7 protein-coding genes are annotated in these 16,680 nt (G+C 70.1%); 6 read left to right on the forward strand and 1 reads right to left on the reverse strand.

Features of this window, described 5'->3' with window-relative positions; translation table 11 throughout:
* The first annotated feature begins 187 nt into the window (after positions 1–187).
* From ACFVJ5_RS13775 to ACFVJ5_RS13795, 5 genes are read left to right on the forward strand one after another with little or no spacing between them, the layout of a single operon-like run.
* Positions 188–940 carry a thioesterase II family protein gene (locus tag ACFVJ5_RS13775; protein ID WP_379220278.1) on the forward strand — a complete coding sequence of 251 codons (753 nt, stop codon included), beginning with the start codon at positions 188–190 and terminating at the stop codon, positions 938–940.
* Entirely contained in the window at positions 937–2,250 is a 1,314-nt protein-coding gene (locus ACFVJ5_RS13780; protein WP_379220279.1) for a polyketide synthase, read from the forward strand. The genes ACFVJ5_RS13775 and ACFVJ5_RS13780 overlap by 4 nt, the downstream gene beginning before the upstream one ends.
* Positions 2,243–5,380 (forward strand): nocobactin polyketide synthase NbtC, encoded by a 3,138-nt coding sequence (nbtC, locus tag ACFVJ5_RS13785; protein ID WP_379220280.1) that lies wholly within the window; start codon positions 2,243–2,245, stop codon positions 5,378–5,380. Before ACFVJ5_RS13780 ends, nbtC begins: the two co-directional genes overlap by 8 nt.
* Before the next feature lie 13 nt (positions 5,381–5,393).
* The gene (locus ACFVJ5_RS13790; protein ID WP_379220281.1) at positions 5,394–10,544 is read left to right on the forward strand and encodes an amino acid adenylation domain-containing protein; all 5,151 of its coding nucleotides are present in this window, start codon (positions 5,394–5,396) and stop codon (positions 10,542–10,544) included.
* Positions 10,545–10,587: 43 nt separating this feature from the next.
* Positions 10,588–15,216, forward strand: coding sequence for an amino acid adenylation domain-containing protein (locus ACFVJ5_RS13795; protein ID WP_379220282.1), 4,629 nt, complete (start codon positions 10,588–10,590; stop codon positions 15,214–15,216).
* Between the two features lie 95 nt (positions 15,217–15,311).
* On the opposite strand, the gene ACFVJ5_RS13800 is transcribed toward ACFVJ5_RS13795, so the two are convergent.
* Positions 15,312–16,166, reverse strand: a complete 855-nt coding sequence (locus ACFVJ5_RS13800) for an NAD(P)-dependent oxidoreductase (protein ID WP_379220283.1) — start codon at positions 16,164–16,166, stop codon at positions 15,312–15,314.
* A gap of 73 nt (positions 16,167–16,239) precedes the next feature.
* On the opposite strand from ACFVJ5_RS13800, the gene ACFVJ5_RS13805 reads away from it, so the two are divergent.
* Positions 16,240–16,641: a MerR family transcriptional regulator gene (locus ACFVJ5_RS13805; protein ID WP_379220284.1), complete on the forward strand. Its 402-nt coding sequence runs from the start codon at positions 16,240–16,242 to the stop codon at positions 16,639–16,641.
* The last annotated feature ends 39 nt before the right edge of the window (positions 16,642–16,680 follow it).

Raw genomic sequence — 16,680 nt, forward strand, 5'->3', positions numbered from 1 at the left:
GGGTGTTACTGTTGCCCGACCGATCGCCCGGTGATAGCCGGGCCGTTCCCGATTCGGGTCGGATTCGGATGCAACAGGATTCGCCCCGGTCCCGGACGACAGCGCCGGGCGGGCCCGTGCGTGAGCGCGGCGTTTGGATAGTGCGAAACGGCCGCGCGGCTTCGCGTGGCCGGTGAGGGAGAGCGACATGGCAAGAGAACTCGGCTGGATCAGGCAATTTCAGGCCCCCAGGACCGATTCCCTACCGCCGCTGATCGTCTTCCCGCACGCGGGCGCGGGAGCCTCGGCATATCGGGTGTTCGCCAAGCGTATAGCCGCCGACTTCGACACCGTGATCGTCCAATATCCCGGCCGTCAGGACCGCGCGCGGGAAGCCGCCGCGCAGACTCTGCCCGAGCTGGCCGCCGGCGCCTTCGCCGCGTTCCGCGACTCCGCCCACAACACCGGCGCACCGCTCACCGTCTTCGGCCACAGCATGGGCTCCATCGTCGCGTTCGAATTCGTCCGGCTGGCCGAGGCCGCGGGGTTGCCCGTGCGTTTGCTGGTGGTCTCCGCGGCCGCCGCACCGCACCGAATCGCCGAGCTCCCCGCGCATCCCACCGAGGACGACGAATTGCTCGACCACATGGCTACGCTCAACGGCACCGGCGCCGACGTAATGGCCAGCCGTGAGGTGATGCGGATGGCGCTGCCGGTCCTGAAAGCCGATTACCGCGCTTTCGACGCCTATTCCTGCGGCCCCGACGTGGCTGTCGCGACGCCTGTGCTGGTGCTCGGTGGCGACGACGACCCGTTCGTCGGGCCGCGCGACCTCTACGGCTGGGACCAGAGCACCACCGCCGACATCGAGGTCAACCTGTTCGAGGGCGGCCACTTCTACCTCGACGAGAACATCGACGGCATCGCCGAGGCGCTCGTCGGCCAGGCGCTCGCGCGATGAACTCCGATCCCATCGTGATCGTCGGGATGGGTGTCGAAGCCCCCGGCGGCGTCGAGACCCTGCCCGACTTCTGGTCCGCACTCGCCGCGGGGCGTGAGCTGATCGGCCCGTTCCCGCGCGACCGCGACTGGCCGCTCGACGAGCTGTTCGCCCTCGGCAGGCTCGAGGGCTGGGCGCCGGTCCGCGACGCGGGTGGGTTCCTCGACGGCGCGACCGAGTTCGACGCGCAGTTCTTCGGTATCACCCCGCGCGAAGCGGTGGCGATGGATCCGCAGCAGCGGGTGGCCCTGCGTGTGGCCTGGCGTGCGCTCGAGCACGCCGGCATCAATCCCGGTGCGCTGGACGGTGATTCGGCCGGTGTGTGGATGGGTGTCTCGACCGTCGAATACGGGCCACGGGTGGGGTCGGTGAACGAGTACAGCGGCTATCGCGCGACAGGGACCGCGCTCGGCGCGGTGGCCGGGCGCATCTCGCACGGCCTCGGCCTGGTCGGTCCGTCGATCAGCGTGGACACCGCGTGCGCGTCGTCGCTGACCGCCGTGCATCAGGCGGCCTCGGCGATCCGGGCGGGCGAGTGCGAGTGGGCGCTGGCCGGCGGTGTGTGCGTGATGGGTTCGCCCGGCGCGTTCTACGAGTTCTCCAAGAATAACGCCCTCGCCACCGACGGCCACTGCCGTTCCTACGCCGCCGACCCCACCGGCACCCTCTGGGCAGAGGGCGCGGGAGTCATCGTGCTGGAACGGCAATCGCGGGCGAAGGCGCTGGGGCATCGGATCTACGGGCAGCTGCTCGGTTCGCGGGTCAACCACAACGGTTCCGGCGCCCCGATCGCGGTGCCGAGCGCGGGCGCGCAGCAGCGGCTGATCGAGGACACGGTCGCCGCGGCCGGGATCAGCGCCGACGACATCGGCCTGATCGAAGGGCACGGCACCGGCACCGCCGTCGGCGACCCGCTCGAATTGACCGCGCTGGCAGCGACTTACGGCAACCCGGACCGTACCGACGGACCCCTGCTCGGCTCGGTGAAGTCCAACACCGGCCACGCCCAGGCGGCATCGGGGATGCTCGGGCTGATCAAGGTGCTGCTGTGCGGTGCGCACGGCGCCATCGCACCGAGCCTGTGGGCAGACGCGCCCAACACCGAGATCGACTGGGACGCGACCAGTTTGCGTCTGGCGGCCGAACTCACCGACTGGGCGCCGCGCGCGGACGGCCTGCGCTATGCCGCGGTGTCCTCGTTCGGCGTCGCGGGAACCAACGCGCACGCCATCGTCGGCCTGCCGGTGCTGGAGGAGACCAACCATGGCTGAGTACCGCTTGCCGGACGGCAGCGTTCCCGTCCTGCTGTCCTCCGACAGTGTCGACGGACTGCGCGCCGAGGCGGCCGCCCTGCGTGATTATGTCGCCGCGCACCCCGAGGTGAGCGCGCAACGGTTGTCGGACATGCTGTTCCGCACCCGCGTGCCCCGTCGTCGTCGGGCGCTGATCCTGGCGCCGCCGACGGGGGCGATCGATGAGCTGTTGTCCGCACTCGACGCGATCGCGACCGGCTCCGAGCACGCACTCGTCGTGCACGGCGACGTGCCGGCGAGCGCGCGTCGGATCGGGTTCGTCTTCCCCGGTCAGGGCAGTCAGCGGCCCGGCATGGGCGCGACGTTCTACGAGCTGTCGGCCGACTACCGCGCGGTGGTCGACGAATGCGCCGCCATCCACGCCGAACGCTTCGGGCACTCTCAGCCGCTGCACTATCTGCTCGGCGACGAGGGACAGTACGAGGACACGGTGTGGGAAGTGCAGCCCGCGTTGATGTTCCACATGACGGGCCTGGCCGCGGTGTGGCGGGCGGCGGGGGTGGATCCGCACGCGACCATCGGCCACAGCCAGGGCGAGCTCGCCGCGGGCGCGGTCTCCGGCGTGATGACGCTGCGTGATTCGGTGCTCGCGGTGACCCATCGCGCCCTGCTCGCGGACCGGCTGTCCCCGCGCGGCTATTCGATGGCGGTCTTCGGGATGGACCGCGAGAGTGTGGAAGCGCTGATGGCACGGCACTCGGGGTGGGCCGAGCTCGCGGTCGTCAACTCGCCGCACATCATCGCCATCTCCGGTGAACGCGGCGCCGTTGTCGATCTGGTGGCAGCCGCTACCGCGCGCGGCCAGTTCGCGAGGGAGATCCGGGTCGCCTTCCCGGCGCACACCTCCATCGTCGCCGAAGTGCGGGCCGATTTCGAAGGCTTCCTCGGTGACGAGATGAGCACGCCGAACTTCACCGCGTCCGAGATCGCCTGCTACGGCGCGACGCTCGGCGAGCCGATCACTCCTGACCTCAAGCAGGAGGAGTACTGGTTCTGGAACCTGCGCAACCGCGTTCGGTTCGACCGGGCCGTGGTCAGCGCGGGTAGCGATGGCGTCGACCTGCTGATCGAGGTCGCCGAACACCCCGTGCTGCAACTGGCCATCCAGGAAAACCTCAGCCTGGTCCCGAACCGTCCCGGTCTGCCCGCGCGTGATTTCCGCGTCCTCGGTACTTCGCTGCGTACCGCGGACGGGCTCTCGGAGTTCACCCGCAATCTCGCCCAGGTCGCCGTCCTCGACGTCGACTATCGCTGGGACGCACTGCGAGTCGATGACACCGTCACCCTCCCGCTGCGCGACTTCCCGCACACCGTCACGAACGCCAAGCGTCTGTGGGCTCCCCTCGGCGCCAATGAAACCCCCGCCGAACTCGTGGTCACCACCCCGAAACCGCAACGGCTGGTGGAACAGTGGATTCCGGTGCAGCGTCGCGCGCTGACCGCGCCGCGCAGTCTGCTCGTCGTCGACCACACGGGCGAATGCGCCGAGTTGGCCGCGGCCCTGGTCGCCGCCGCGGACCGCCACGGCGCCGACGCGCGCGTGATCGGAGCCGCCGGCACGCCTTCGGCCCAGGACGACCGGGACCGAGCTGTGGGGACCGCTGACTCGGTGGTCGTGTTGCTGCCCGCGTCCGGCGACGACGACAGTGCCGGTGCTATCGACGCGCTGGCGCGGTTCTACGCCGAACGTGCCTGGGCCCCGGCGTTGTCCGCGCTGCGTCCCGGTGGCGAGTGCTGGCTACTGACCGTCGGCGGCGAGACCGTCCACGACGGCGACCCGATTCCCGGGCTGTTCCAGTCGGGCGTCAGCGCCGGATTCCGCAGTGTGGGTATCGAGAACCCGGGAATCCTCTTCCGGCACCTCGATCTCGCCGCGAACGAATCCGCTCCCGCTCAGGCCGCCAAGATCGTCGGCGCGGTGCACTCCAGCGGGGAAGCCGAGTTGGCGCTGCGCGCGGGCAAGCTGTTCGTCAAGCGTCTGGTCGTCGATACGACGAGTGAAACCGGTTCGCTCGGCACAGGTCTCGATCACGTGGTGATCGTCGGTGGTACCGGTCAGCTGGGTCTGCGGTTCGCCGATCAGCTGGCGCGCACGGGTGCGGGCCGCGTCACGCTGCTGAGCCGCAGTGGCGAAACCGAGGCGCTGGCACCGGAACTGGCTCGGCTGCGCGGTATCGGCGCGACCGAGATCGTGGTGCGGTCGTGCGATGTCAGCGATGTCGACGCCGCGAAGGCGTTCGGTGCCGAGATCGCCGATCGCCCGGTCGACCTGGTGATTCACGCCGCGGTCAACTATGTGGACGCCGAACTCGACCAGATCACCGACGACGCCGTGCGCGCCGCCGCCGCCGCGAAGCTGCGCGGCCTGGACAACCTGATCGACGCGGTCGCGCTGACCGTGGATTGCCGGGTCCTGCTGTGCTCGTCGATGGCGGCGACGCTGGGCGGACGCGGACAGGTCCTGTACGCGGTGACCAACCGCATGCTCGACGTGGCGGCCCGCAGGCTGCGCGCCCGTGGCATCGCCGCCGCGAGCCTGCAGTGGGGACTGTGGAGCGTGGCCGGTCCGCTCGACGAGGCCGGGTTCGCCCGGGTCGAAGAGGCAGGCGTGTTCCCGATGGTGCCCGCCGACGCGATCGAGGCCGGGCTCGCCGCGCCGGTGCGCGACGGCATGATCATCGCCGCCGACTGGGATTTCCTGCGCGAGGTGCTCGGCGCGTTCGGCCAGGCCAGCGTGCTCACCGGGCTCGAATCCGCTACGCCCGCACCGCAGGTGGCGCAGGCGCCCGCCGAGACGGTGAGTGCGGTTCCAACGGCCGCCGCGGCGCCCGCCGCACCCATCGACAGTTTCCCGCTCGACCTGCGCATGCGCACCGAACTGCTCAAGGTGATCGGCGGTGACAGCGCCGAATCCATCGACGCCACCATGCCCTTGGTCGCACTCGGCCTCGATTCCCTGCAGGCCTTGGACTTCCGCAAGCGCGTGAAAGCGGAACTGGATCGCGATCTGCCGGTCGCGGCGATTCTCGGCGGCGCATCGCTCGACGATGTCGTGCTGCTCATGGCACACAACACCAACCAGGGCTGAGGGGCCGAAGAACATGTCTGACACCGAAGCCACCCTGTCCGTCGCCGAGCGCCGCAAACTGCTGCTCCAGCAGAAGCTGCGCGAACGCGGCATGGCCGTGGTGAACGCCGAACCCGTGGCCGTACCGCGTATTCCGGTGGGGGAGCGGCGTCCGCTCACCCCCGGCCAGCGCCGCATGTGGTTCCTGCAGACCCGCGACGCCGACGACACCGCTCTCAACATCTGCGTCGCCTACCGCCTCACCGGCCCGCTCGACGCCGATCGTCTGCACGCGGCGTTCGACCAGGTGGTGGCGCGCCACGACATCCTGCGCACCACCTACGGCGCGGACGTCGACGGCACTCCGTACCAGGCGTTCGCCGCCGACGCACGGGCCGAATGGTCGACCCACGACCTCACCGAGCTCGCGGAGTCGGGCCGTGACCTGCGGGTGGAGGTGCTGGCCCAGCGTGAGTTCGGTCGTCCCTTCGCGCTCGGCACCGAACTCCCGCTGCGCGCGACGCTGATCCGCACCGGGACCGACGAGCACGTCGTGCTCCTCGCCATCCACCACATCGCCTGGGACGACGACTCCTGGGCGGTGTTCTTCGCCGAACTGAACGCCGCGTACCGGGCCGGGCAGCCGAGCGCCTCGCCCGACGAAGCGAACGCCGCAGGCGGTGCCACCGCCGTCGGCCGTGACACCGTGCAGTTCGCCGCCATCGCCTCGACCGCCGAACCCGCCGAGGCCGACGTGGCGTTCTGGCGCGAGGCCCTGCGCCCGCTGCCCGAACCCCTGGAACTGCCCGGCTCTGCCTCGGCCACCCCCGGCCGCAACGCCCAGCGCCGCACCCACCGTCTGTCGGCCGAGCTCGTCACCCGCACCGAACAGTTCGCCCGCGAACAGGCCGCGACCCCGTTCATGGTGCTGCTCGCCGGTTTCGACGCGCTGATCCACCGCTACACCGCCGCCGACGACTTCCTCGTCTCCATCCCGGTGACCGACCGCCCCGCGGGCACCGAGCAGCTCATCGGCTACTTCGGCAACACCCTGCTGCTGCGCGCCACCATGGGCGCCCACGCCGACTTCGCCCAGCTCGTCGCCTCGGTCCGCGACACCTGCACCGGCGCCTTCGCGCACCGCGGTGTCGGTATCGATCGTGTCGTCCGCGAGGCGAACCCGGATCGGGTGGCCGGCCGCGACGGCTTGGATCAGCTGGTCCGCCTCGGTTTCTCGGTGCGCAAGAGCGCCGACGGTTTCGCCCTCGACGGCGTGAGCTCCACCCAGCTCGAACTCGGCGCGGCGAGCGCGCAGGTGCCGTTGGCGCTGGCCATCGTGCTCGAGGCCGACGGCACCGCGGTGGTGGAAGCCGAGTACCAGACCGATGTGCTCGCCGAGGCCCTCATCGACCAGTTGCTCGCGCACTTCGGTCAGCTCCTCGACAGTGCGTTGCGCGAGCCGCGGCGCAGACTCGCCAACCTCGACATGCTCGGTGCCACCGACCGCGCGGCCCTGCTGGATCGTTCGCACGGCGCCCTCGTGGCGGAACCGGCGACCACCCTTGTCGCGCTGCTGGAATCGGCCGCGGCCGACGCGCCCGACGCGCTCGCAGTGCTCTCCGACGACACCGAACTCACTTACGCCGCGCTGCACGCGCGCGCGAATCGCTTGGCCCACTGGCTGATCGGGCAGGGCATCGGTACCGAGGACCTCGTCGGTCTTCGCTTCGGCACCTCGGTGGAATTCATCGTCGCCGTGCTCGCCGTGCTGAAGGCCGGTGGCGCCTATCTCCCGATCGATCCGGCCTACCCGGAGGATCGCATCGAGTACCTGGTCGAGGACGCGAACCCTCGATTATTGCTCGGCGCAGTCGAATTGGCCGCTGCCGAGGAGATGGCGGCCACGCTCCCCGCGACCGCGCCCACCGATGCCGAGCGCCTGCGTCCACTGCTCCCCGCGAACCTGGCCTACGTCATCTACACCTCCGGCTCCACCGGCAAGCCCAAGGGTGTTCCGGTGCCGCACAACGCGATCGCCGAACACATCGTCTGCTTCACCGCCGACTGGAACATGACCGCCGCCGACCGCCTGATGCAGTCGTCGTCGGTGAGCTTCGATGCCTCGCTGGTCGACATCGCGATCACCCTGACGGTCGGCGCGCAGCTGATCGTGCCCAAGCCCAACGCTTTCCGCGACATCCGCTACGTCGCCGATCTGATCACCCGCCGTCAGGTGACGGTGCTGCACATGGTGCCGTCGATGCTGAGCACGTTCCTGTTGCTGCCCGAGATCAGCGAATGGCAATCGCTGCGCCAGATTCCCGTCGGTGGCGAGGCGCTGCCCGGCGAGGTCGCCGACCGGTTCTTCAACACACTCGAGGCCGAACTCCGCAATCACTACGGACCGACCGAGGCCGTGGTCTGCTCGACCCATATGCCGGTCGCGGGTCCGCAGGGCACCGGCGTGGTGCCGATCGGCGTCCCCAACCGCAACGTGTACACCTACGTCCTCGACGAGGCATTGCAGCTGGTGCCCGACGGCGTCGTCGGTGAGCTCTACCTCGGTGGCGACCAGCTCGCCCGCGGCTACCTGGACCGTCCCGCGCTGAGCGCGCAGCGTTTCGTCGCCGACCCGTTCGCGGCGGCCGAGGGCGGCCCCGCGGCGGGCGCCCGCATGTACCGCTCCGGTGACCTGGTGCGCCGCAACACCTTCGGCGAGCTCGAGTTCGTCGGCCGCGCCGACGAGCAGGTGAAGGTGCGTGGTTTCCGCATCGAACTCGGCGAAGTCGAGGCCGCGATCGCCGCGCATCCCGCCGTCGCCCATTGTGTTGTCGTGGTGACCGAGGACCCCGCCATCGGCGCGATGCTGGCCGCCTATGTGGTGCCCGCCGAGGGCACCGTCGACCTCGAACAGGTCCACGCGTTCGCGGCAGGCGGACTGCCGGAATACATGGTGCCCAGCGCGTTCGCGGTGATCCCCGAGATCCCGCTCACCGTCAACGGCAAGCTCGACAAGCGCGCCCTGCCCACGGCGACCCCCGCCGTGGTGCGCACCCACCGCGCCCCGGCCACGGCCACCGAACGCAAGGTGTGCGCCCTGTTCGGCGCCCTGTTCAACCTCGACGAGGTCAGTGCGGAGGACTCCTTCTTCGAACTCGGCGGGCACTCCCTGCTCGCGGCCCGCCTGGTGGCCCAGGTCCGCGCGGAGTTCGGCATCGAACTCGACGTGCGCGTCGTGTTCGACAGCCCGACCCCCGCTGCCCTGGCCGCCAACCTGGTCGCCCGCTTCCTGGCGGAGTTCGATATCGACCTCGACGCCGTCGACAACGATTTCGAGGACGCCCCCGCCGAGAGCGCGCCCGCGGAAACCGCGACGGCGGATACCGCGACCGCCGGACCGGTGCGGTCCACTCGCCCCGCGATCGGTGGGCGCCCGCGCGGCGAGCGTGTTCCGCTGTCGTACTCGCAGCTGGCGATGTGGTTCCAGTACCGGATGGAGGGTGCGGGCTCCGTCGGCAACCTGCCGCTGGCCCTGCGCTTCGACGGCGCGCTCGACATCGCGGCCCTGCGTGCCGCGCTCGATGACGTGGTCGCCCGGCACGAGTCGCTGCGCACCACCTTCCCCGAACACGACGGCGTGCCCTACCAGGTGGTGCACCCCGCCGCTCCGGTCCCGCTGCCGGTGCGCGAGATCGCCGCCGACCAGCTCACCGAGGCACTCGCCGAGATCGCCGACTACCACTTCACCCTCGACGGTGAGCCGCTGATCCGCGCCGAACTGCTCGTGCTCGACACGGACGCCCACGTGCTCTCGCTGCTGGTGCACCACATCGTCGCCGACCACGCGTCCTTCGGCGTGCTGCTCGACGACCTCACCGCCGCCTACCGGGCTCGCGGCGAACAGGGCGGCGCCCCGAACTGGGCGCCACTGCCGGTCCAGTTCGCCGACTACGCGCTGTGGCAGCGTGAACTGTTCGACCAGGCCGCGCCGAGCGCGTTCGCCACCGACCAGATCGCCTACTGGCGGGCCACGCTCGCGGACGTCCCCGAGGAGATCGCGGTCGCCCACGATCGGCAGCGTCCGCCGGTGCTCGGCAAGCGCGGCGAAGTGGTGAGCTTCTCGTTGTCCGCCGCCGTGCGCTCCGGGCTCGAATCACTCGCGGTCCGCAGTGGCGCCACCGAATTCATGGTGTGCCAGGCCGCGGTCGCCACCCTGCTGCACGCCCTCGGTGGTGGCAGCGACATCACCCTCGGCACTCCCGTCGCGGCGCGCACCGACCCGGCGACGACCGCCCTGATCGGGTTGTTCGCCAACATGGTCGTGCTGCGCAACGACCTGTCGAACGCGCCGACGTTGCGCGACACCGTGGTTCGGGCACGCAACGTGGTGCTCGACGCCAACGCCCACCAGGAGCTTCCGATCGAGCGCCTGGTCGAAGCGCTCAACCCGCGTCGCTCGCGCTCGCGGAACCCGTTGTTCCAGAGCATGATCCACTTCCGTGGCGCCGACTGGGCGCCCACCACGCTCCCGTTCGCGACCTCGGGGGAGAGCACCGTCACCGTGCTGCCCGCCGACTTCGACGTCTCGTTCCTGGATCTGAACATGAGCCTGAACGTGACCGCCGACGGCGGCATGGACGTCCGCGTCGTCGTCAACGCCGATCTGTACGACCCGGCCACGGCCGCGCTGATCGCTGACGCGCTCGCCGCCACGCTGCGCGCCTTCGCCGAAACGCCGGACCTGCCGGTCGCCGACCTGTGTGTGCTGCCCGCCGCGGATCTCGAGCGCTTGCTGGCCACCCCCGCCCCGGCGGCCGCGAGCGCCGTCGCCACCGGTGCGGCGACCGACTCCGACACCGAGCGGACCCTGATCGCGCTGATCGAGGAACTGCTGGAAATCGACGACGTCGTCGGCGAGGACAACTTCTTCGCCCTCGGCGGAGACAGCGTCATCTCCATCCAGTGGTCGGCCCGCGCCGATGCCCTCGGCCTGCCGCTGTCGCCGCAGCTGGTGTTCGAATGCGCCACGATCACCGAACTGGCCGCTGCCGTCGACGCCGCCGCCGCCGGTGACGCGACGCAAGCCGATGAGCCCGAACAGGTTTCGCATGCGCCGATGAGCGCGTCGGGCCTGGAATCCGATGCCCTGTCCGCGCTGACGGCCGCCTGGTCCGCGCAGGGATGAGCAGAACGTCGCCGATGACCCAGCAGTTAGGAAGGGACGCAGCATGAGTGCGCCGCAGATCGAAGACGTACTCGCACTGAGCCCGCTGCAGGAGGGGCTGTTCTCCCTGTCCCGGCTGACGGGCACCGAGATCGACCTGTACACGATGCAGTTCGTGGTCGATATCGACGGTCCGCTCGACACCGACCTGCTGCGTCGTAGCGCGCAGGCGATGCTGGACCGTCATCCGAACCTGCGTGCCGCGTTCTGGGATACCGACGTGCCCAAGCCGGTGCAGATCATCCCCTCGCGCGCGGATTTGCCATGGGCCGAACGCGACGCGCTCACCACGGAATTCGAGGCGATCGCCGAATCCGAGCGGCGTGTCCCGTTCGTGCTGAGCCGTGGTCCCGCGCTGCGTGTGCTGCTGCTCGACGTCACCGACGCGCCCGAGCCGCGCAAGCGGATGATCCTTACCGCGCACCACATCCTGATGGACGGCTGGGCGGTCGCGGTGTTCTTCACCGAGCTGCTCGCCGTCTACCGGGCGGGCGGCACCCTCGACGGTCTGCCCGCGCCCCGGCCCTACCGTGACTACATCGGCTGGCTCGGCGCGCAGGACCACGACGCCGCCGCCCGCCGCTGGGCAGAGTACCTACAGCAGGTCAGCGCGCCGCTGGTGTTGGCCGACGGCACCGGCGATCGCGGCTCCGCCGTTCCGCGGACCACGCGACTGCGGCTGTCCGCCACCGAAACCGAGCGACTGCAGCAGTGGGCGCGCACCAACGGAATGACGCTGAACACCGCCGTCCAGTTCGCCTGGACGCTGCTGCTCGGCCGCATCACCGACCGTCGCGACGTGGTCTACGGCACCACCATCTCCGGCCGCCCCGAGAAGCTCGCGGGCGTCGAAGGCATGGTCGGGCTGTTCATCAACACCGTCCCGGTCGTGCACCGCCTCGACTCCGCCGAGCCGGTCGTCGCGCAATGCGCACGCCTGCAACGCGATTCGGCCACCATGCGCGACATCGGGTACCTCAGCCTGTCGACCCTGCAACGCGCGGCCGGTCACGGCGCCCTGTTCGACACCCTGTTCGTCTTCGAGAACGCCCCCATCGACGACGCCATCCAGACGGTCACCGCCCCCGACGGCGCCCGGTTCCGGCCGATCGAGATGGAAAGCCTCGCGCACTACCCGCTCACGGTCGTCTCCCACCTGAGCGACGGTGAACTCCTCGTCCTCGTCGAAGCGATTCCCGCGCTCCTGGGTCATCTCGACCCCGCCGACCTCGGCGCACGGATGCTGACCGTCCTGTGCACCCTGCCGACCCTCGACGCCACCGCGACCACCGATGCGATCGACCTGCTCACCGAGGCCGAGCACGCCGAACTCCGCAGCGCCGCAACGGATACCACTGCGGCACCGACCGCAACCCCGTGGGAACTGTTCGAGCGGCAGACCGCCGCGACCCCGGACGCGATCGCCCTCACCACCACCTCTGGCGAGGTTCTCACCTACCGCGCGCTGCACGACGAAGCCTGCCGGTTGGCGGGGGAGTTCAGCGCCCACGGCGTCGGCCCGGAAACCGTTGTCGCCCTGATGCTCCCGCGTGGCACGCGCTCGATCATCACCATCCTGGCGACGTTCGCCGCGGGCGCTGCCTACGTCCCGGTCGACATCACGCTCCCGGCCGCCCGGATCGCCTCGATTCTGCGCCAGTCGAATCCGGTCCTCGCCGTCGTCCTCGACAGAGACCGGACGCTGCTCGACAACTCCACCGAGCCGGCCGCCGACACCACGGCCGAACACCGATCGGTGCCGGTACTGGCGCTCGACGAGCCTGCCGTCGTCGCGCGGGTCGCGGCCCGGCCCGCACAGGCCCCCGCGGTGAACCGCGAACTCGACCACAGCGCCTACATCATCTTCACCTCCGGCTCGACCGGCGAACCCAAGGGTGTCGTCGGCACGAACGCCGCCCTGGCAGGTTACTTCGCCGATCACCTCGCGCGCTTCTACCGCCCGGCCATGGAAAAGCTCGGCCGCCCCCTGCGGATCGCGCACGCCTGGTCGCTGGGCTTCGATGCCTCCTGGCAGCCGATGGTCGGGTTCTTCGCCGGGCAGGCGCTGCACCTGTTCGACGCCGAGGAGATGCGCGACGCGCACCGAATCGTCTCCGGCATGGCCGAATTCGACATCGACATGATCGACACGACCCCGTCGATGCTCGCCCAGCTGGCGGCAGCGGGCCTGCTCGATCGCGAACTGTCGGTGCTGGCCCTCGGCGGCGAGGCGATCGACACCGCCCTGTGGGCGCGGTTGCGCGCGCTCCCCGGCACGGCTGTGTACAACTGCTACGGACCCACCGAGACGACGGTCGAAGCGGTGGTCGCGCCCGTCGCCACCTCGGAGATCCCCACGATCGGCACCGCCAACGGCGGCATGGTCGGCTACGTGCTCGACTCCCGGCTACGACCGGTCCCGCAGGGCATCGTCGGCGAGCTCTACCTGTCCGGCGTGCAGCTGGCCCGGGGCTACCTCGGCAAACCCGCCATCACCGCGGACCGTTTCGTCGCCGACCCGACGCGCCCCGGTGCGCGCATGTACCGCACCGGCGACCTCGTGCGTCGACTCCCGGGTGGCCGCTTCGGTTACCTCGGCCGCGCCGACGCCCAGGTGAAGGTGCGCGGCTATCGCATCGAGGTCGGCGAGATCGAGACCGCGCTGCGGCGTTCGGCCGATATCGACACCGCCGCGGTGACCGTGGTGCGCCGTGCCGGTGGCGCGTCGCTGGTCGGCTTCGTCGTCGGCAAGGCCGGTCGCGCCGTGATCGTCAGCCGGGTGCGTGCCGATCTCGCGCAACGCCTGCCCGCGTACATGATTCCCGCGCGGATCGTCGTGATGGACCAGCTGCCGGTGAACGTCAACGGCAAGCTCGACAGTCCCGCGCTGAACGAGCTCGCCGAGCAGTCGCTGTCGGTCGCCGACAGCAACGCGGCCGCCGAGACGCCCACCGAGATCGCGCTCAGCGAGCTGTTCGCCGAACTCTTCGACGGCCGCGCCCCCAGCATCGACGCCGACTTCTACGAACTCGGCGTAGACAGCATCGTCGCGATCTCGCTGGTCAACAAGGCCCGCCGCCGCGGCCTCGCCCTCAATCCGCGCATGGTGCTGGCCTGCCCGACCATTCGCGAACTCGCCGCCGCCGTCGATGACGCACCGGCCGCCGCCGCGCAGTCCGGCGCCGACGCCTACGGTGTGGTCCCGCCGCTGCCGGTGGTCTCCTGGATGTACGAATACGGCAACTACCGCCGCTTCACCCAGGCCGCGCTACTGCGTCTGCCGGCCGGAATCGACCGTGCGGCACTGGAATCCACTCTCCAGGCGCTGCTCGACGCGCACGACACGCTGCGCGCGGTGCTCACCGATACACCGGACGGACCGCGCATGGTCACGCGCGCGCCCGGAGTGGTGAACGCCGCCGACCTCGTCATCGAAGCACCCCGAGGGCTCCGCGGCACCGAACTCGACACGGCCATCACGAAATACGCGCGGATCGCCAATGACGCGATCGACCCGCGGGCCGGGGAAATGGTTCGGGCAGTGTGGTTCGCGGGTGCCGAGTCGGCCGTCGACGTCGCCGAAATCGCAGGCGCGGCTGCCGACGTGCCGGTCTCCGGCTCCGGTGACGACATCCTGCTGCTCGCGGTGCACCACCTAGCGGTCGATGTCGTGTCCTGGCACATCATGCTCGACGCCCTCGCCGCCGCCTGGCAGCAGATCCAAGCAGGCGTGACGCCGAAGATGCTGCCCGAGTTCACCTCCTACCGGCAGTGGTCCGAGGCCATGTGGCAGCGTGCGTCCGCACCGGAAGTCCTTGCCCAGCGCGACTACTGGGCCACGCAGGTCAGAGGGCCCGATGCCGCCCTCGGCTCGCGGCACCCGGCACCGGCCGCCGACACCTGGTCCAGCCTGCGCGTCAGCACGGTCGCGACGCCGGTCGCGGTCACCGACCGTCTCCTCGACCGCGTCGGCAAGGACGAGGGTGTCCGCGAGTTCCTGCTCACCGCCCTCACCATGACCATGGCCTCGCTGCACGCCGACAACGGAAACGACCCGGCCGCAGGCGCCTTGATCGCCATGGAGGGTCACGGCCGCGCCGACACCACCCTCGGCACCGACACGGCCAACACCCTCGGCTGGTTCACCAGCGTCTTCCCCGTCCGCCTCGGCGTCGGTGACAACGCGGTGGATATCGCACGTGCGCAAGCGGACCCGGCTGCCGCCCGTGCTCTGCTCGACTCCGTCTCGACGCACCTGCGCGAAATCCCCAACCAGGGATTGGATTACGGTCTGCTGCGCTACGTCAACCGCGCGGCGGAACTCCGGTCCGCCGCCGAACCCCAGGTCGAATTCAACTACCTCGGCCGAATCGATCTCAGCGGCAACGAATCCGACCCCTGGTCGCTGCTCGTCGGCGAACACGACACAGCACTTCCGCTGGACCCGGAACCAGACCTACCCCTGCGCTACGCGGTCGACGTCATCGCGGGCATCGGCACCACCCCCGAAGGTCCGGCCCTGACAACCAACTTCCGCTGGAGCGCGTCCCTGTTCACCGAAGACCAGGCCGCGCGCTTCGCTGAACTCTGGGAGCAGACCATCATCACGCTCGCCGACGTGGTGAACGGGTAGGACACCGAGGCTGGGCGATGCCGGTGCTGCGTGGCCGCATCGTCGTTTCTGGCACGCGGAGTCAGCCGGGCTGCCTCTCGCTCACACGGTGCGCGTCAGTCGGTGCGCGGCTTGGCGAACTCTTCGATCAGCACGGGATACTGTTCACCGCCGTGACCTGCGGCGATAGAGCGGTCTGCCATGGCCTTGAACAGCTTCGGGAGCTCGGCGTTGACGCCGAGCGCCTCGCACTCCTCGATCAGGTGCGCCATCGTTCGCGCGTCGGTCTCCAGGGCCGCCACCTCGGCGGGATAGGAACCGCTGTCGATCTGCTCGGCATAGCCGGGCAGCCAGGTGGCCACCCCGGTCGCCATCATCTGCGCGAACGGGGCGAACGTCGCGGCGTCGACACCGGCGGTTCGGAGCATGGCGGTGCCCTGGAGCCACGCGTTCAGCACGCTCCACATCATGGTCAGACCCGCGACGTCGTACAGGGCGGCCAGGCCGTGGTCGGCGCCGAGATAGGTGACGGTGCCGAGTGCTTCGAGGGTTTTCCGGTGTGTGTCGAAGTCCGCCTGTGGACCGCTGTGCAGAATCACCGCGTCAGGAGTTCCGATCGCCTGCGGGATGGCCATGATCGCGCCGTCGAGGTAGTGGGCGCCGCGCTGCTCGAACCAGCGGGCCGTTTCGCGGGCCTGGGCCGAGTCGCCCGAGGTGAGATTGAGCAGCGTCGTGCCGTCGACATCGCTCGTGGCGAACAGTTCGCGCACGGCCGGGTAGTCGGTGACGCAGACGATCGTGATCGCGCTCGCCCGCAGGGCGTCGCCGATGGTCGGCGCGAGTCGCGCGCCCTCGGCCACCAGCCGGTCGGCCTTGGCGGGTGTCCGATTCCAGACGGTGGTGGGATGCCCGGCCGCGCGGAACGCGCCGGCGAGCGATCGACCCATGAGGCCGAGTCCGATGACAGTCACAGGTGTTTCGGTTGCGTTGTGCATGGCAGCATCATCAACGTTGATACCGGTATGAAGGTCAAGTGAGGTTGCGATGCGAATCGGCGAACTGAGTACCCGCACGGGCGTCAACGCCCACCAACTGCGCTACTACGAAGCCCAGGGCCTGATCGCCGCCGACCGCAGCCCGAACGGCTACCGCGAATACGACGACACCGCCCCGCTGCGCGTGAAACAGATCCGCCACCTGCTCGGCGCCGGCCTGTCCTCCGAAGACATCGCCTACCTCCTACCCTGCGCGGAAGGCGAAGCCCCCACCCTCCCCGCCTGCCCAGACCTGCTGTCCGCCATGCGAACCCGCCTCCACCGCCTCGACGACCAAATCGACCGTCTCACGCAATCCCGCGAGGCCCTGGCCGTCTACATCGCCGCCGCCGAACGCACCACCGGCGACACCTACCCACCCTTCGACGGATCCGAACCGATCCCCGCCTGAGCGATGGTCGCCGGCCGGAGCAGGCCGGTAGACCCGACC

The sequence above is a fragment of the Nocardia sp. NPDC127606 genome, assembly GCF_042671725.1.
Classification (GTDB): Bacteria; Actinomycetota; Actinomycetes; order Mycobacteriales; family Mycobacteriaceae; genus Nocardia.